The following is a 17189-nucleotide window of genomic DNA, read 5'->3' on the forward strand; positions in this document are numbered from 1 at the left end:
ATGAGCGACACCTCCCCAAAAATGGGTATCTCGGGCCGCATCGCCGCCCTCTTCCTGCAGGCGCAGATCACGCCGCTGCTGGCGCTGCTGGCATTCCTGCTGGGCGCGTTCGCCGTGCTGGTCACGCCGCGCGAGGAAGAGCCGCAGATCAACGTGACCATGGCCAACGTGCTGATCCCCTTCCCCGGGGCCAGCGTCGCCGACGTGGAGCAGATGGTGGCCACCCCGGCCGAGCAGCTGCTCTCGGGCATGGAGGGCACGGAGCACGTCATGTCCGTCTCGCGCCCGGGCCTGGCCGTGCTCACGGTGCAGTTCAAGGTGGGCGTGCCGCGCACCGAGGCGCTGGTGCGCCTGCACGACCAGTTGCGCAGCCACGCCGACTTCGTGCCCGAGGGCCTGGGCGTGCTGCAGCCGCTGATCCGTCCCAAGGGCATCGACGACGTGCCCATCGTCAGCTTCACGCTGCACGGCAAGGACACTGGCAAGGCTGAAAGCGCCAGCGCCTTCGACCTGGAGCGCGTGGCGCACAGCGTCGAGGCCGAGCTCCAGCGCGTGCCCGGCACGCGCGAGGTGCGCTCCATCGGCGGCCCCGGGCGCGCCGCCCTGGTGCGCCTGCAGCCCGAACGCATGGCGGGCACCGGCATGACGGTGCACGAGTTGCGCGCCGCGCTGCAGTCGGCCAACCTGGGCCTGCCGGTGGGCGACCTGCTGGCTGGCGAAAAGACCATTGCCCTGGAGGCCGGGCCGTTTCTTTCGTCCGCCGACGAAGTGGCCGAACTGGTCGTGGGCACGCGCGGCGGCAGGCCCGTCTTCCTGAAGGACGTGGCCGAGGTACGCGACGGCCCGCCCCCGGCCCAACGCATGGTGTGGCTGGGCCAGCCCGGCAAGGACGGCCCCGAGGAATTCCCGGCCGTCACCCTGCAGGTCACCAAGAAGCCTGGCGAGAACGCCATCGACGTGGCCAACGCGCTGGCGGCGCGCATGGCGCAGTTGCGCAACACCGTCATCCCCGACGGCGTGCAGGTGGTGGAAACGCGCAACTACGGCGAAACCGCCAACGACAAGGCGCAAAAGCTCATCCAGAAGCTGCTGTTCGCCACGGCCTCCGTCGTCGCCCTGGTGTTCATCGCCCTGGGGCGGCGCGAGGCGGCCATCGTCGGCCTGGCCGTGGTGCTCACGCTCACCGCCACGCTGTTCGCCTCGTGGGCCTGGGGCTTCACGCTCAACCGCGTGTCGCTGTTCGCGCTGATCTTCTCCATCGGCATCCTGGTGGACGACGCCATCGTGGTGGTGGAAAACATCCACCGCCACCAGCAGCTCGAACCGGGCGTGGGCCTGCTGCAGAGCATCCCCAGGGCCGTGGACGAAGTGGGTGGCCCCACCATCCTGGCCACCTTCACGGTGATCGCCGCGCTGCTGCCCATGGCCTTCGTCTCGGGCCTGATGGGGCCGTACATGGCGCCCATCCCCATCAACGCCAGCATGGGCATGCTCATCTCGCTGGCCATCGCCTTCGTCGTCACGCCCTGGCTGGCACGGCGCTGGATGAAACCCCACGCAGGCGATGGCGCGGCGGACGGCCACGCGGGCCTGGCGGCCAAGCTGGAGCCGCGCCTGCAGCGCCTGTTCGGCCCGCTGCTCGACGAGCGGCGCGGTGCGCGCAACCGGGCCCTGCTGGGCCTGGCCGTGGCCGGGCTGATCGCGCTCTCGGTACTGCTGCCCGTGGTCGGCTGGGTGCAGCTCAAGATGCTGCCGTTCGACAACAAGTCCGAGTTCCAGGTGGTGGTGGACATGCCCGCCGGCACCCCGCTGGAGGAAACCGCCGCCGTGCTGCGCGAGCTGGGCGCCCATTTGGCCACCGTGCCCGAGGTGCGCGACTACCAGGCCTACGCCGGCACCGCCGCGCCCATCAACTTCAACGGCCTGGTGCGCCAGTACGACCTGCGCGCCGCCAGCGAGCTGGGCGACATCCAGGTCAACCTGGTGGACAAGGAGCACCGCAAGGACAAGAGCCATGCCATCGCCATGCGCGTGCGCCCTGCCCTGCAGGAGATCGGCAAGCGCTGGAGGGCCAATGTGAAGGTGGTCGAAGTGCCGCCCGGCCCGCCGGTGATGGCCCCCATCGTGGCCGAGGTCTACGGCCCCGAGCCCGCTGGCCGCCGCCAGGTGACCGAGGCCGTGCGCGCCGTGTTCGAGACAACCGATGGCGTGGTGGACGTGGATTCCACGACCATCGCCGCCGCGCCGCGCAAGCTGCTGCTGGTCGATCGCCGCAAGGCCGCGCTGGCCGGCGTGCCGCAGCAGGCCATCGTCGCCACGCTGCGCGCGGGCCTGGCGGGCGACGCCGCCACCTACCTGCGCGACGCGAGCAAGGTGCCCGTGCCCGTTTGGCTGCAACTGCCCGACGACAGCCACGGCAGCCTGGACGCGCTGCTGCAGCTCACCGTGCGCGGCGCGGCGGGCCAGGCGGTGCCGATCCGCGAACTGGTCACCGTGAGCGACACGCAGCGCGAGCAGCCGCTCTACCACAAGGATCTGCTGCCCGTCGACTACGTGCAGGGCGACATGGCCGGGCGCGTCGACAGCCCGCTGTACGGCATGTTCGCCATGCGCGGCGCCATCGCGCAGATCCAGGCCCCGGGCGGCACGGCGCTGAAGGAGACCTTCGTCGCCATGCCCGAGGATGCGCTGCGCGACTACACCCTGCGCTGGGACGGCGAATGGCGCATCACCTACGAGACCTTCCGCGACATGGGCGCCGCCTATGCCGTAGGCCTGGTGCTGATCTACCTGCTGGTGGTGGCGCAGTTCGGCTCGTACCTGGCGCCGCTCATCATCATGGCGCCGATTCCGCTCACCATCATCGGCGTGATGCCGGGCCATGCCCTGCTGGGCGCGCAGTTCACCGCCACCAGCATGATCGGCATGATCGCGCTGGCCGGCATCATCGTGCGCAACTCCATCCTGCTGGTGGACTTCGTGCGGCTGCAGCAGGCCGCGGGCGTGCCCATGGCCCAGGCCGTGGTGCATGCCGTGGCCACGCGGGCCCAGCCCATCGTGCTCACGGGCGTGGCGGCCATGATCGGCGCCTTCTTCATCCTCGACGACCCGATCTTCAACGGCCTGGCGATCTCGCTGATCTTCGGCATCCTGGTCTCCACGCTGCTCACGCTCGTCGTCATCCCCACGCTGTACTACGCGGCCTACCACCGGCGCGCGGAAAAACACGGCCAAATCGGCACTTGAGGCTTATGCAGCAAGCGCCAGCAGCTATCTAACCCATAGCAAAAACCTTTACCCCCCATCTTCAAGGAGCCATTGCCATGTTGCCCAGCTACCAAGACATCATCAAGGACACCAGCGCCGAGATCGCCAAGCTGCGCGGCGAGATCCCCGACGCCCTGCGCGGCTTCACCGCCATGGCCCAGGGCGCGACCAAGCCGGGCGCACTGGACGCCAAGACCAAGGAGCTGATCGCCACCGCCCTGTCCGTTGCCGCGCGCTGCGACCCGTGTGTCGGCTACCACACCCAGGCGCTGGTCAAGCTCGGCTGCACCCGCGCGGAACTGGCCGAGACGCTGGCCATGGCCGTGTACATGGGCGGCGGCCCGTCGCTGATGTACGCCGCGCGCACCAGCGCCGCCTTCGACGAATTCACCCAGGCCGGCCAGAAATGAAACACCCCCTGAGTCGCTTCGCGCCTTCCCCCTCTCTCTACGCGCTTCGCGCTATGGGAGGGGGACGCAGCCAGCGGCCTGGCAAAGCCAGCTCCGCGGCTGCCTGGCCTGGGCCGCTCCGGTTTCATGGGGCGTGGGTGGCGCGCAGCGCCAGGGATCATTGACATGCGTACATATCTCCGTCCCCTGGCCCTGGCGGGCGTCCTGGCCGCCCTGCCCAGCCTGGCCGCCGCCACCGATCTGCTGCAGGCCTGGCAGGCCGCCCAGCAGCACGACCGCGAGCTGTCTGTGGCGCGGGCCGCGCATGCCGCCGCCCAGCCGCAGCGCGACCAGGCGGCGGCGCTGTGGCGCCCCGGCGTGGCGCTGACGGCCGCGGCCGGCGTGGCGAACGGCGAGACCGAAATGCGCGGCGCGCAGTTCTCCGCCCCGGGCATGGGGCCCACGAATGGTGCCAACGTCGCCACCTCCGTCACCGGCGGCACGGCCACGCGCTGGCAGTTGCAGGCCAGCCAGCCGCTGTACAACCCGCAGCGCCGCGCGCAGCAGCAGCAACTGCGCCTGCAGGCCGACATGGCCGACCTGCAGTGGCAGGCGCAACAGCAGCAGGCCATGCTGCGCACCGCCCAGCGCTACCTGGACGTGGCCGTGGCGCAAGAGGCGCTGCGCGTCACCGGCCAGCAGCACGCGGCCGTGCAGAAGGCGGCCGAGGAAGCGCAGGAGCGCTACCGCGTCGGCAGCGCCCCCATCACCGACACGCACGAGGCCAACGCACGCCTGGCCGCGCTGCGCGCCAGCCAGGTGGCGGCGCAGGTGGACCTGGACGTCAAGCGCCGCCTGCTGGCCGACGCCACCGGCCTGCCCGCCGCCACGCTGCAGGCCCGCCTGCCCGCCGCCCCGGCGGCCGAACTGCTCGCCACTGCCCTGGCGCTGGAGGCCTGGCAGCAGCAGGCCGAGGACGGCAACCCCGGCATCCGCCTGCAGACGCTGGCCGCCGAAACCGCCCGCGCCGAGGCGCGCAAGCACGGCCTGGGCGCCGCGCCCAGCGTGGACCTCGTTGCCCAGGCCGGGCAGGAGCGCCTGCATGGCAGCGGCGCCTACGGCCCGGCGCAGAACAAGAGCCTGAACGCCATGGTGGGCGTGCAGCTCACCGTGCCGCTGTACACCGGCGGCTGGCGCAGCGCCAAGGAAGAAGAAAGCCTGCGCCTGCAGGACAAGGCCGAGGCCGAGGCCCTGAACACCCGCGAACAGGTGGCGCAGCAAGTCCAGGCCGCCTGGCTGGGCCTGCGCATGGGCGCGCAGCGCGTGCATGCGCTGGAGCAGGCCCAGGTGGCCAGCCGCGCCCGGCTGGACGCCACGCAAACCGGCCACGAGGTGGGTGACCGCACCCTGCTCGACCTGCTGAACGCCCAGAGCGACGACGCCGCCACCGCCCTGGCGCTGGCCCAGGCGCGCAGCGCGCTGCTCATCGACCACCTGCGCCTGGCCCTGCTGGCCGGTCAGCTTGACGAGGCGCGGCTGCGCGCCGCCAACCAGGTGCTGGGCGCAGCCCCCTGAAAAGCATTCCCCCCCAAAAAAGATCCCAACAGAGGCAATTCCAAGGAGACAACCATGGCCCATATCGTGATCCTCGGCGCTGGCACGGGCGGCATGCCCGCCGCCTATGACCTGCGCGCCGCCATCGGCAAGGAACACCGCATCACCGTCGTCAACGCGGTGGACTACTTCCAGTTCGTGCCTTCCAACCCCTGGGTGGCCGTGGGCTGGCGCGAGCGCAAGGACACCACGCTGCCCATCGCGCCGAGCCTGGCCAGGAAGGGCATCGACTTCATCGCCCAGCGCGTGGACCGCATCGACGCCGAGGGCAACGCCCTGGAGCTGGCCGACGGCCAGCGCCTGGGCTACGACTACCTGGTCATCACCACCGGCCCCAAGCTCTCGTTCGACGAAGTGCCCGGCGCAGGCCCGGTGCAGGGCCACACCCAGTCCATCTGCAGCGTGGACCACGCCGAGAAGGCCTGGGCCGACTACCAGGCCTTCGTGCAGGACCCCGGCCCTGCCATCATCGGCGCCATGCCGGGCGCGTCGTGCTTCGGCCCGGCGTACGAGTTCGCGTTCATCTTCAACAAGGACCTGCAGCGCCGCAAGCTGCGCCACAAGGTGCCGCTGACCTTCGTGACCAGCGAGCCCTACATCGGCCACATGGGCCTGGGCGGCGTGGGCGATTCCAAGACGTTGCTGGAGAGCGAGCTGCGCAGCTTCGACATCAAGTGGATCACCAACGCCAGGGTCACGAAGGTCGAGGCCGGGAAGATGTTCGTCACCGAGATGGACGAAAACGGCCAGCCGAAGAAGGAGCACGAGCTGCCCTTCAAGTACAGCATGATGCTGCCCGCCTTCAAGGGCGTGGACGCCGTGGCCGCCGTCGAGGGCCTGTGCAACCCGCGCGGCTTCGTGCTCATCGACGAAAACCAGCGCAGCAAGAAGTACCGCAACATCTTCTCGGCCGGCGTGTGCGTGGCCATACCGCCCGTCGAAGTCACGCCCGTGCCCACGGGCGCGCCCAAGACCGGCTACATGATCGAGACCATGGTCTCGGCCATCGTGCACAACATCGCCGCCGAGCTGGCGGGCAAGCCCCAGGACGCCACCGCCAAGGCCACCTGGAACGCCATCTGCCTGGCCGACATGGGCGACACCGGCGCCGCCTTCGTGGCGCTGCCGCAGATTCCGCCGCGTAACGTGAACTGGTTCAAGAAGGGCAAATGGGTGCACCTGGCCAAGGTGGCATTCGAGAAGTACTTCATGTACAAGATGAAGAACGGCACAGCCGAACCCGTTTACGAAAAACACGTGCTCAAGGCCCTGGGTATCGTGCGGCTGGAGAAATGACCCTGCGCGCTGGGAGCTACTGAATCCATAGCTGCCAGCGCTTTATCCACCTACGTTTCTGGCATTTTTCATGACATTCTGGGACCAGGCCTTCGGCAACGCGGGCTACAAGTACGGCACGCAGCCCAACGCTTTCCTGCGCGAGCAGGCCCACCGCCTGCCCGCCCACTGCCAGGCGCTGGTGCCCGGCGACGGCGAGGGCCGCAACGGCGTCTGGCTGGCCGCGCAGGGGCACACCGTGCTGTCGGTCGATGGCTCGGCCGTGGGCCTGGCCAAGGCCCGCGCCCTGGCCCTGCAGCAGGGCGTGCCCCTGGCCACCGAGCAGGCCGACCTGACCGAGTGGACGCCTGCCCGTGGCGGCTACGACGCCGTGGTGCTGACCTACGTGCACTTTCCCTCGGCCCAGCGCGCCGCCATCCACCAGCGCCTGCAGCAGGCCCTGCGCCCTGGCGGCTGGCTGCTGCTGGAAGCCTTCCACCCCCTGCAACTGCACCACGCCAGCGGCGGCCCCAAGGACCCCGACATGCTCTACACCCTGGAGCAACTGCGCGGCGACTTTGCCGGGCTGCTGCACGAAACGCTGGGCTGGGAAGGCCCCCTCACCCTCGACGAAGGCCCCGGCCACCAGGGCCCGGCGCATGTCGTGCGCTGGCTGGGCCAGGCCCCTCACTTGTTTTCATGAAAGGAACCACGCCATGACCTCCTGGCAAATCGTGCGCATCATCGCCGGCATCTTCATCCTGCTCACGCTGGCCCTGGGCCTGCCCGGCAGCCCGCTCTACATGAGCCAATGGTGGCTCGCCTTCACCGCCTTCGTGGGAGCCAACCTGCTGCAAAGCGGCTTCACCAAGTGGTGCCTGCTGGAAAGCATCCTGCGCAAGCTGGGCGTACAGCCCGGCTGCTGATCCACCCGCGAGGAAGACCACCCATGAAAACCGCTCTCGATCTCGTGGCCGCTGCCAAGGCGCGCATCCAGGAAGTGCCCGTGGCCGCCGCCGAAGCCGCCATTGCCCAGGCCGACGTGCTTATCGACGTGCGCGAGCCCGACGAATACCGCCAGGGCCACCTGCCCGGCGCCGTGAACATGCCGCGCGGCCTGCTCGAATTCCAGATGAGCGGCCAACCCGCCATGGCGCCGCGCGACCTGGCCATCGTGCTGTACTGCAAGACCAGCGGCCGCGCCGCCCTGGCTGCCTGCGCGCTGCACGACATGGGCTACCTGAACGTGCGCTCCATCGCTGGCGGCTTCGACGCCTGGGCCACCGCGGGCAAGCCCGTGGCCGCGCCGAGCACGCCCACATTCGGCTGATTCACTTTCCCAACCCCAAGGAGGAACACACCATGAAATTCAATGTTGGCGGCATCGACCGCATCCTGCGCATCGTCGTCGGCCTGGTACTGATCGCCCTGGCCGCCACCGGCACCGTGGGCTGGTGGGGGTACATCGGCGTGGTGCCGCTGCTGACCGGCATTTTCCGCTTCTGCCCGGCGTATCCGCTGCTGGGCATCAGCACCTGCCCGATGAAGAAGAACTGACGCAGCGGCCGCGACGCGGCTGCCTGTTTTTCGCCACTGCTTTCCATGGCGGCATCCCATGCCATAACGGCGTGGATGCCGCTTTTTTTTGCGGATAAGGCTTGCGTGGGGAGAGGTGTTTCGCTGGTGCTTTTTGGGCGACAAGGCATCGTGCTACATTGTTTTATCCGGCCGGTATTCTTCTGGCACCGGCCGTCCATGACCCATATGCCCTCTTGAAAGAAGCGCCGTGATAACCTGCTATCTGAGATACATCATCGATCCATTCAAGCTCAAGGAATTCGAGCATTATGGAAAGATATGGATCCCGCTGGTCGAGAAATTCGGCGGCAAACACCATGGTTACTTCCTGCCATCCGAAGGAGCGAACAACGTTGCACTTGCCATGTTCACCTTTCCCAGCATGGCGCTCTATGAGGAGTACCGCACTCAGTCATTCCAGGACGCCGAATGCCAAGCCGCCTTCAAGTATGCGGAGGAAACTCGTTGCATCATCAGCTATGAGCGAAGCTTCTTCCGCCCGGTGTTTGAATGAGCCCGGGGCTTTGGGGGACAGTGCCAACATGCCGCTACTGATCCAGGAAGTTTCTGCGGCAGAGGCCCCCATGGAACTGCTGCTGCTTGCCGATCCCTCGGAAGACAAGGTCCGTTCCTATCTTCCCAGATCAAAGTGCTTTATTGCCTTGCGCCATGGCATTACGGTGGGCGCATGTGTTGTTCAACCGCTTGGCGCGGGAGCGCATGAAATAATGTGCATTGCCATACAGCCAACCCATCAAAAATCCGGCCATGGCTCGGCGTTGCTGCAATGGGTCATTGGTTTCTTCCGTAAATCTGGCGCGCGCCAAATGGAAGTGGGCACCGGCACATTCGGCTATCAGCTCGCCTTCTACCAGCGGCATGGTTTTCGGGCCGAACGCATTGACCGCGATTTCTTCGTCAGAAACTACCCTGCGCCCATCTTCGAGAACGGGATACAACTGTTCGACATGCTGCGTCTCACGCTGAAATACCGCTAGGCGGAGCGCCTTTTATTGCACGCACCAGCGCGCTTCATGCATAAAAAGGCCTCCAGCCCTTTGCCATCAAGCGCTAGCAGCTCTCATTACAGGAGCAACCAGCCCCCTCTTCCTGCCCATGGCCATGCGCAGCGGTTGCCGTGGTGCGGTGGCCGCGCAGGCCCAGCTTGGCGAGCAGTTGTTCGTCGGCCGCCACGTCGGGGTTGCCCGTCACCAGCAGCTTGTCGCCGTAGAAGATGGAATTGGCCCCCGCCAGGAAGCACAGCGCCTGCACGGCGTCGCCCAACTGCTGGCGCCCGGCGGACAGGCGCACGCGCGCGTGCGGCATGGTGATGCGGGCCACGGCGATCACGCGCACGAAGTCGAAGGGGTCGATGGGGGCGCTGTCGGCCAGCGGGGTGCCTGGCACGCGCACCAGGCTGTTGATGGGCACGGACTCGGGGTACGGATTCAGGTTGGCGAGCTGCGCGATCAGGCCCGCGCGGTGCACCGGCGCCTCGCCCATGCCCACGATGCCGCCGCAGCACACGCTGATGCCCGCCGCGCGCACGCTGGCCAGCGTGTCGAGGCGGTCCTGGTACTGGCGCGTGCTGACCACGTCGGTGTAGTACTCGGGGGCGGTGTCCAGGTTGTGGTTGTAGTAGTCCAGGCCGGCCTGCTTGAGGGCCAGCGCCTGGTGCGGCTGCAGCATGCCCAGGGTGGCGCAGGTCTGCAGGCCCAGGCCCTTCACGGCGCCGATGAGTTCGCTTATCTTCTCGATGTCGCGGTCCTTGGGCGCGCGCCAGGCAGCGCCCATGCAGAAGCGCGTGGCGCCCGCCTCCTTGGCGGCCTGGGCGGCGGCCGTGACCTCCTGCACGCCCATGAGTTTTTCGGCCTTCACGCCGGTGTCGAACTCGGCGGACTGTGGGCAGTAGCCGCAGTTCTCGGGGCAGCCGCCGGTTTTCACCGACAGCAGCGTGGCCAGCTCGATGTCACCCGCGGGCCAGTGCTGGCGGTGCACGGTCTGGGCCTCGAAGAGCAGGTCCATGAGCGGCTTGTCGAGCAGCGCCTGGATGGCCTCCACCTGCCACGGGCCCGCGGCCAAGTCTGCGGGGGCGCTGGCGCGGCGGTGCAGGTGCACGGGCTGGACGTCTGGCGTGGTGCCGGTGGCGACGGGAGCGAGGGAAGGCATGGGCGTGGGTCCTTGGGTGACTGGTGGCAATGCAGCGGATTCTGGGTCTAAAGAAGCCGCAAATGCACACCACGGAGTCACAAAAAACGCCATTGCACATGTTGCGCTAACTTGGGCTATTTTTCGATTTGCGTTACGCGAAGATGAAATATTTTGAATGCATTTGAAGGAAAGTTACCGACACTCTTGTGCAGCGTGCCACCCGCGTTTGCAATTGCACTCTTTCGCGCTCGTTCATCGCCCATCTCTCATTCAAAATCCATGAAGATCGGCCATAGATGCAGAATCCAGCGTCCGTCGGCGCCCGGTACGAGAAGGCAACAAAAAAGGGGGCTCATGCCCCCTTTTCCACCCAGGCCGCCTTTGGCCCAGAACTCGTTGTCGTCAATCAGGCGCGGGCGGTTCAGCCCAGCGCGGCGATGACCTCGGGCGGTGCTTGCACCAGCTCGATCAGCACGCCCTCGCCCGCAATGGGGAATTCGTCGTTGCTCTTGGGGTGCAGGAAGGTGATGTCGTAGCCCGCCGCGCCCTTGCGGATGCCGCCGGTGGCAAAGCGCACGCCTTGCGCCGTGAGCCATTCCACCGCCTTGGGCAGGTCGTCGATCCACAGGCCGATGTGGTTCAGCGGCGTGGTGTGCACGGCGGGTTTCTTCTCGATGTCCAGCGGCTGCATGATGTCCACCTCCACCTTGAAGGCGCCCTGCCCCATGGCGAGGATGTCTTCGTCCACGTTCTCGCGCTCGCTCTGGAAGGTGCCGGTCTGGGCCAGGCCAAGCATGTCCACCCACAGGGTTTTCATGCGCTGCTTGTCGGTGCCGCCGATGGCGACTTGCTGGATGCCCAGCACTTTGAAGGGGCGTTGCTTGCTGTCGTTCATTTCATGCTTTCAGTGAGCGGGAGGGCGACTGCCAGCGCCGCAGCTCCCAAAGGGCCAAGGGCTCCGCGCCGGCGAGCGCCCTCGCCTCGGCGATGATGTCGCGGTACCCGTTCCAGTCGTCCAGTTCCGTCCAGCGGATGTGGCGCATGCTGGGAATGTGGCTCAGGATGACGCCATCCACCGGAAAATGCGGGGGCGGCGGCGCCTGGGTGCCGTGGCACCAAAGGTATTTGAGCCACAGGTTGATGAGCTTCTGCGCCGAGCCGACGCGCCAGCGGCCGTTCTGCATCACGGCGGCGGTTTCCTGCCAACCGCCCACCTCATCGTGCAGGCCGCATAACCATGCGATGTAGTGCGCATCGGCCATGGACGCAACGGCGGCCGTGTCGATGGCGCGCAAGCGCTCGAAAACGCGGCGGCGCCATGCTTCTTTCCGGGCCGCATCGGCCTCGGCGCGGTACAGGTGCCCGCGCTGCGCCATGCCCTGGAAGCTGAGGCCGAACAGTTGCTCGCGCAGAAAGCTTTCCTTGAGAGCGGCTTCCATGGGCAGGCGTCGGTCCGGCGATTGCTCTTTGTTTCATAGCTGCCAGCGCTTGCTGCACAAGCGCCAGCGGCCTATTTCATGCAAATTCCAGAATCACCTGGTCCACCGCCAGCGATTCGCCCTTGCCCGCCACGATCTTGCCCACCACGCCATCCTGGGCGGCGAAGAGGATGTTTTCCATCTTCATGGCTTCGATCACGGCCAGCTTTTCACCGGCCTGCACCTTCTGGCCCGGCTGCACCGCCACGTCGACCAGCAGGCCGGGCATGGGCGAGAGCAGGAACTTGGACAGGTCCGGCGGCGCCTTGTAGGGCATGAGCGCGTGCAGGCGCGCGCCCAGGGGCGAGAGCACCATGGCCTCGATCTGCGTGCCGTTGTGCTGGATGCGCAGGGCCAGCGGGTTCTTGCCCGCGCCGCGCTCCACCTGGGCGGTGAAGCCCATGCCGTTGCACTGGCCTTGCACGCGGATCTGGCCCAGCGTGGCGGTGCTGCTGATTTGATAGCTCTTGCCGCCCACCGCGACAGCGCTGGAGCCCGATTTGTCTTCAAAGTCGGTCACCGTCACGGTGTGGTGCTGGTTCTGGCCCTCGGCGCCCAGGGTGATGACGACGAACGCCTCGCCCACCTTCACCTCGTGGCCTTCGAGCTGGCCGCTGATGGCCGAGGCGCGCGCGCGGTAGCGGCGGTTCATGTAGGCGGCCAGGGCCACCAGGAACAGCGGGTCGTCGTGCGGCACGTCCTCGGCGGCAAAGCCCTTGCTGTAGTGCTCGGCGATGAAGCCGGTGTTGAACTGGCCCGACACGAACCTGGGGTGTGCCAGCAGCGCGGCCTGGAACGGGATGTTGCTGTTGATGCCACGGATCACGAAGCCGTTGAGCGCTGCGCGCATCTTGGCGATGGCGTCGTTGCGGTCGGTGCCGTGCACGATGAGCTTGGCGATCATCGAGTCGTAGTACATCGGGATCTCGCCGCCTTCGTACACGCCCGTGTCCACGCGCACGCCCAGCTTGCGGCTGGTGTCGGACTGGAACATGCTCTCTTCCGGCGGCTGGAAGCGCACCAGGCGCCCCGTGGAAGGAAGGAAGTTGCGGAACGGGTCCTCGGCGTTGATGCGGCACTCGATGGCCCAGCCGTCGCGCTTCACGTCGGCCTGCGTGATGGCCAGCTTCTCGCCGGCGGCCACGCGGATCATCTGCTCCACCAGGTCCAGGCCGGTGATGCACTCGGTCACCGGGTGCTCCACCTGCAGGCGAGTGTTCATCTCAAGGAAGTAGAAGTCCTGGTCCTTGCCGACCACGAACTCCACCGTGCCCGCGCTCTGGTACTTCACGGCCTTGGCGAGCTGCACGGCCTGCTCGCCCATGGCCTTGCGGGTGGCATCGCTGATGAAGGGCGACGGCGCCTCCTCGATCACCTTCTGGTGGCGGCGCTGGATGGAGCATTCGCGCTCGTTCAGGTACACCACGTTGCCATGGCTGTCGCCCAGGATCTGGATCTCGATGTGGCGCGGCTCCTGCACGAACTTCTCGATGAAGATGCGGTCATCGCCGAAGCTGTTGCGCGCCTCGTTCTGGCAGCTCGCGAAGCCCTCGAACGCTTCCTTGTCGTTGAACGCCACGCGCAGGCCCTTGCCGCCGCCACCCGCCGATGCCTTGATCATCACGGGGTAGCCGATGCCCTTGGCGATCTCCACGGCCTGCTCGGGGCCTGCAATCGCGTCGTTGTACCCAGGGATGGTATTGACCTTGGCCTCGTTCGCCAGCTTCTTCGAGGCGATCTTGTCGCCCATGGCGGCGATCGAATGCGCCTTGGGGCCGATGAAGGCAATGCCTTCGTCCTCGCAGCGCTGGGCAAAGGCCTCGTTCTCGCTCAGGAAGCCATAGCCGGGATGGATGGCCTGCGCGCCGGTCTGCTTGGCGGCGGCAATGATGCGGTCGGCCAGCAGATACGACTCGCGGCTGGGCGCGGCGCCGATGTGCACGGCTTCGTCGGCCAGCTTGACGTGGCGGGCTTCCTTGTCGGCGTCGGAATAAACGGCAACGGTGGCGATGCCCATTTTATTGGCCGTGGCAATGACGCGGCAGGCGATTTCGCCACGGTTGGCGATCAGGATTTTGGTGAACATGACGAGTTCCTCAAAAGGGAATTCAAAAACCGGTAACTAAAACGGCAGGACAGTGCTGGCGCAGGCTGTCGATGAAGCGCTGCTTTTCGCGCGGCGACACCAGGATGCTGCGCCCCGCGCCATAGCGGATGCGCACACGGTCCAGCGACAGCGCGGGGGAAGACACCCAACTGCGCGACGGCGACACCTCGCGCACATCGCTCAACGCAATGCGCCAGCGAAAGGGGCCGCTGCGAATCTCCAAGGTGTCTGCGGTCACGGTGTAGTTGGTGTCCAGGAGCAGCCACAGGGGCAGCGCCAGCGTGAGCGCAACGACCATCGCCAGCAAGGCGAGCGTCGTCTTGTCTGGCATGGCTCCAGAATTCAGCGCAAGCGGCACCACCGCAGTGGCAACGCAGGCCGTTGCCACCAGCCCCGCCAGGGGACCGATGGCAAGGAGCCATGAATCCACGCGGGAGGTGAAGAATGCGCGAGCTTGGGCCATGTTCCAAGAGTCGTTGCCCAGAGACTTACAGCGGGATGTTCCCGTGCTTGCGCCACGGGTTCTCAAGCTTCTTCTCGCGCAGCATGACCAGCGAGCGGCAGATGCGCTTGCGCGTCTCGTGCGGCAGGATCACGTCGTCGATGAAGCCGCGTGCGCCGGCCACGAACGGGTTGGCGAAACGCTCCTTGTATTCGGCTTCGCGCGCGGCGAGCTTCACCGGGTCGTTCTTGTCCTCGCGGAAGATGATTTCCACCGCGCCCTTGGCGCCCATCACGGCGATCTCGGCGTTGGGCCAGGCCAGGTTCACGTCACCGCGCAGGTGCTTGGAAGCCATCACGTCGTACGCGCCGCCGTAGGCCTTGCGCGTGATGACGGTGATCTTGGGCACGGTGCATTCGGCATACGCGTACAGCAGCTTGGCGCCGTGCTTGATGATGCCGCCGTACTCCTGGCTGGTGCCGGGCATGAAGCCGGGCACGTCTACGAAGGTGACCACGGGGATGTTGAACGCATCGCAGAAACGCACGAAGCGCGCGGCCTTGATGGAGCTCTTGATGTCCAGGCAGCCGGCCAGCACCAGCGGCTGGTTCGCGACGATGCCCACGGTCTGGCCTTCCATGCGCGCGAAGCCGATGAGGATGTTCTTCGCATACTCGGGCTGCAGCTCGAAGAAGTCGCCGTCGTCCACCGTCTTGACGATCAGCTCCTTCATGTCGTACGGCTGGTTGGGGTTGGCCGGCACCAGGGTGTCCAGGCTCAGGTCCATGCGGTCGGCCGGGTCGTGGCTCTTGCGCACCGGCGGCTTTTCGCGGTTGTTCAGCGGCAGGTAGTTGTACAGGCGACGCAGCATCATCAGCGCCTCCACGTCGTTCTCGAAGGCCAGGTCGGCCACGCCGCTCTTGGTGGAGTGGGTGATGGCGCCGCCCAGTTCCTCGGCCGTCACTTCCTCGTGCGTCACGGTCTTGACCACTTCGGGGCCGGTCACGAACATGTACGAGCTGTCCTTGACCATGAAGATGAAGTCCGTCATGGCGGGCGAGTACACGGCACCACCGGCGCAGGGGCCCATGATCATGCTGATCTGCGGCACCACGCCGCTGGCCATCACGTTCTTCTGGAACACGTCGGCATAGCCGCCGAGCGAGGCCACGCCTTCCTGGATGCGCGCGCCACCCGAGTCGTTCAGGCCGATCACCGGCGCGCCGACCTTCATGGCCTGGTCCATGATCTTGCAGATCTTCTCGGCATGCGCCTCGGACAGCGCGCCGCCGAACACGGTGAAGTCCTGGCTGAACACGAACACCAGGCGGCCGTTGATCATGCCGTAGCCGGTGACCACGCCGTCGCCGGGGATCTTGTTGTCCGCCATGCCGAAGTCGGTGCAGCGGTGCTCGACGAACATGTCCCATTCCTCGAACGTGCCGTCATCAAGCAGCAGCTCGATGCGCTCGCGCGCCGTCAGCTTGCCCTTCTTGTGCTGCGCGTCGATGCGCTTCTGGCCGCCGCCCAGGCGCGCAAGCTCGCGCTTTTTCTCCAGTTGATCGAGGATGGTTTGCATGGTTCGTCCTTCGTATGAATCTATTTGCTATGTATTCGAGAGCTGCCAGCGCTTACCCAGACTGGGCTGCGAGCAGATTTCTTGCCGCAGTGCTGGCCGCGATGCGGCCCGAGGCCACGTCGGCCTGCATCTGCGGCAGCAGCGCCCGCACCCCGGGGTGCTGGCGGAAGGCCTGCTTGAGGCCGTAGTCGATGCGCTCCCACATCCAGGCCAGCGCCTGGCGTTCGCGCCGCGTGGCCAGGCGGCCGTTGGCCGTTTGCAGCTGGCGGAATTCGCTCACCGCTGCCCAGAAGCCATCCACGCCCTCGCTCTTGAGCGCGCTCAGGGTGATGACGCGGGGCTGCCACAGCGCGGCGTCGTGGTGCGCGTGCTCGGGGTTGCCGTGCATCGACAGCAGGCGCAGGCTGGAGGTGATTTGCGCCTGCGCGCGCGTGGCGGCGTGCGGATCGATGTCGGCCTTGTTGATGACCACGAGGTCGGCCAGCTCCATCACGCCCTTCTTGATGGCCTGCAGGTCGTCGCCGGCGTTGGGCAGCTGCAGCACGCAGAACATGTCGGTCATGCCCTGCACCGCCGTCTCGCTCTGGCCCACGCCCACGGTCTCGACGATGACCACGTCGTAGCCCGCCGCCTCGCACACCAGCAGGCTCTCGCGCGTCTTCTCGGCCACGCCGCCCAGGGTGCCGCTGCTCGGGCTGGGGCGGATGTAGGCGCTTTCCTGCATGGAGAGCTGTTCCATGCGCGTCTTGTCGCCCAGGATGGAGCCGCCCGACACGGTGGACGATGGGTCGATGGCCAGCACCGCCACGCGCAGGCCCTGGGCAATCAGGTGCAGGCCCAGCGCCTCGATGAAGGTGGATTTGCCCACGCCCGGCACGCCGCTGATGCCCAGGCGGAATGCGCGCCCGGTGTGCGGCAGCAGCGCGGTGAGCATCTCATCGGCCTGCGCGCGGTGGTCGGGGCGCGTCGATTCCAGCAGCGTGATGGCCTTGGCCATGGCGCGGCGCTGCACGGCAGGCTGCGTGCGCTGAACAATCGCGCCAACGCGCTCTTCTACGTTCATGGTCTGTGCAACTTTCAATCCCGTTTCCGAAAACGCCTTAGCGCCAACCACACCATCACCAGCAAAGGCACCGTGAACACCCACAGCGCCAGAAAGAAAACCAGCCAATCGCTCTGGGCGCCGTAATGGCTATACAGCCACGGTATACCCAGGACAAGCCACAGCAGCGCGAGCCCTTGCGCGGCCAGGAACCCCAGTTCGGCTGCGACGGCGATGAGAAAGCGCCTCACACCCAGGGGGCCTGTG

General features: G+C 66.8%; 18 protein-coding genes. 10 read left to right on the forward strand and 8 right to left on the reverse strand.

Annotation, left to right across the window (positions count from 1 at the left end):
- The 10 genes from YS110_03540 to YS110_03585 all read left to right on the forward strand — a co-directional run bounded on the left by YS110_03540 (position 1) and on the right by YS110_03585 (position 9121).
- Positions 1 to 3246, forward strand: coding sequence for an efflux RND transporter permease subunit (locus YS110_03540; protein UJB63905.1), 3246 nt, complete (start codon positions 1 to 3; stop codon positions 3244 to 3246).
- Between the two features lie 77 nt (positions 3247 to 3323).
- Entirely contained in the window at positions 3324 to 3677 is a 354-nt protein-coding gene (locus tag YS110_03545; protein UJB63906.1) for a carboxymuconolactone decarboxylase family protein, read from the forward strand.
- 165 nt (positions 3678 to 3842) lie between these two features.
- Positions 3843 to 5231 (forward strand): TolC family protein, encoded by a 1389-nt coding sequence (locus YS110_03550; protein UJB63907.1) that lies wholly within the window; start codon positions 3843 to 3845, stop codon positions 5229 to 5231.
- A gap of 54 nt (positions 5232 to 5285) precedes the next feature.
- Entirely contained in the window at positions 5286 to 6566 is a 1281-nt protein-coding gene (locus YS110_03555; GenBank protein UJB63908.1) for an NAD(P)/FAD-dependent oxidoreductase, read from the forward strand.
- A gap of 70 nt (positions 6567 to 6636) precedes the next feature.
- On the forward strand, positions 6637 to 7248 hold the full coding sequence (locus tag YS110_03560) for a class I SAM-dependent methyltransferase (protein ID UJB63909.1): 612 nt from the start codon (positions 6637 to 6639) through the stop codon (positions 7246 to 7248).
- Between the two features lie 13 nt (positions 7249 to 7261).
- On the forward strand, positions 7262 to 7471 hold the full coding sequence (locus tag YS110_03565) for a DUF2892 domain-containing protein (protein ID UJB63910.1): 210 nt from the start codon (positions 7262 to 7264) through the stop codon (positions 7469 to 7471).
- A gap of 23 nt (positions 7472 to 7494) precedes the next feature.
- The gene (locus YS110_03570; GenBank protein ID UJB63911.1) at positions 7495 to 7875 is read left to right on the forward strand and encodes a sulfurtransferase; all 381 of its coding nucleotides are present in this window, start codon (positions 7495 to 7497) and stop codon (positions 7873 to 7875) included.
- Between the two features lie 32 nt (positions 7876 to 7907).
- Entirely contained in the window at positions 7908 to 8102 is a 195-nt protein-coding gene (locus tag YS110_03575) for a DUF2892 domain-containing protein (GenBank protein UJB63912.1), read from the forward strand.
- Between the two features lie 229 nt (positions 8103 to 8331).
- The gene (locus tag YS110_03580) at positions 8332 to 8637 is read left to right on the forward strand and encodes an NIPSNAP family protein (protein ID UJB63913.1); all 306 of its coding nucleotides are present in this window, start codon (positions 8332 to 8334) and stop codon (positions 8635 to 8637) included.
- A 70-nt stretch (positions 8638 to 8707) separates the two neighbouring features.
- Positions 8708 to 9121: a GNAT family N-acetyltransferase gene (locus tag YS110_03585; GenBank protein ID UJB63914.1), complete on the forward strand. Its 414-nt coding sequence runs from the start codon at positions 8708 to 8710 to the stop codon at positions 9119 to 9121.
- A gap of 73 nt (positions 9122 to 9194) precedes the next feature.
- On the opposite strand, the gene bioB is transcribed toward YS110_03585, so the two are convergent.
- The 8 genes from bioB to YS110_03625 all read right to left on the reverse strand — a co-directional run bounded on the left by bioB (position 9195) and on the right by YS110_03625 (position 17173).
- Positions 9195 to 10292, reverse strand: a complete 1098-nt coding sequence (gene bioB, locus YS110_03590; protein ID UJB63915.1) for a biotin synthase BioB — start codon at positions 10290 to 10292, stop codon at positions 9195 to 9197.
- 403 nt (positions 10293 to 10695) lie between these two features.
- Entirely contained in the window at positions 10696 to 11169 is a 474-nt protein-coding gene (locus YS110_03595) for a VOC family protein (protein ID UJB63916.1), read from the reverse strand.
- A 1-nt stretch (position 11170) separates the two neighbouring features.
- Positions 11171 to 11713, reverse strand: a complete 543-nt coding sequence (locus YS110_03600; GenBank protein ID UJB63917.1) for a hypothetical protein — start codon at positions 11711 to 11713, stop codon at positions 11171 to 11173.
- A gap of 76 nt (positions 11714 to 11789) precedes the next feature.
- Complete coding sequence (locus YS110_03605; protein ID UJB63918.1) at positions 11790 to 13838, reverse strand: acetyl/propionyl/methylcrotonyl-CoA carboxylase subunit alpha; 2049 nt, start codon at positions 13836 to 13838, stop codon at positions 11790 to 11792.
- Positions 13839 to 13860: 22 nt separating this feature from the next.
- A complete protein-coding gene (locus YS110_03610) occupies positions 13861 to 14322 on the reverse strand; it encodes a PH domain-containing protein (GenBank protein UJB63919.1) in 462 nt (153 codons plus the stop codon).
- Between the two features lie 25 nt (positions 14323 to 14347).
- The gene (locus YS110_03615) at positions 14348 to 15880 is read right to left on the reverse strand and encodes an acyl-CoA carboxylase subunit beta (GenBank protein ID UJB63920.1); all 1533 of its coding nucleotides are present in this window, start codon (positions 15878 to 15880) and stop codon (positions 14348 to 14350) included.
- Between the two features lie 52 nt (positions 15881 to 15932).
- Positions 15933 to 16943: a methylmalonyl Co-A mutase-associated GTPase MeaB gene (meaB, locus tag YS110_03620; protein UJB63921.1), complete on the reverse strand. Its 1011-nt coding sequence runs from the start codon at positions 16941 to 16943 to the stop codon at positions 15933 to 15935.
- A gap of 14 nt (positions 16944 to 16957) precedes the next feature.
- Positions 16958 to 17173, reverse strand: a complete 216-nt coding sequence (locus tag YS110_03625) for a hypothetical protein (GenBank protein ID UJB63922.1) — start codon at positions 17171 to 17173, stop codon at positions 16958 to 16960.
- Between the last annotated feature and the right edge of the window lie 16 nt (positions 17174 to 17189).

This window comes from Acidovorax sp. YS12 (genome assembly GCA_021496925.1).
GTDB lineage: Bacteria > Pseudomonadota > Gammaproteobacteria > Burkholderiales > Burkholderiaceae_C > Paenacidovorax.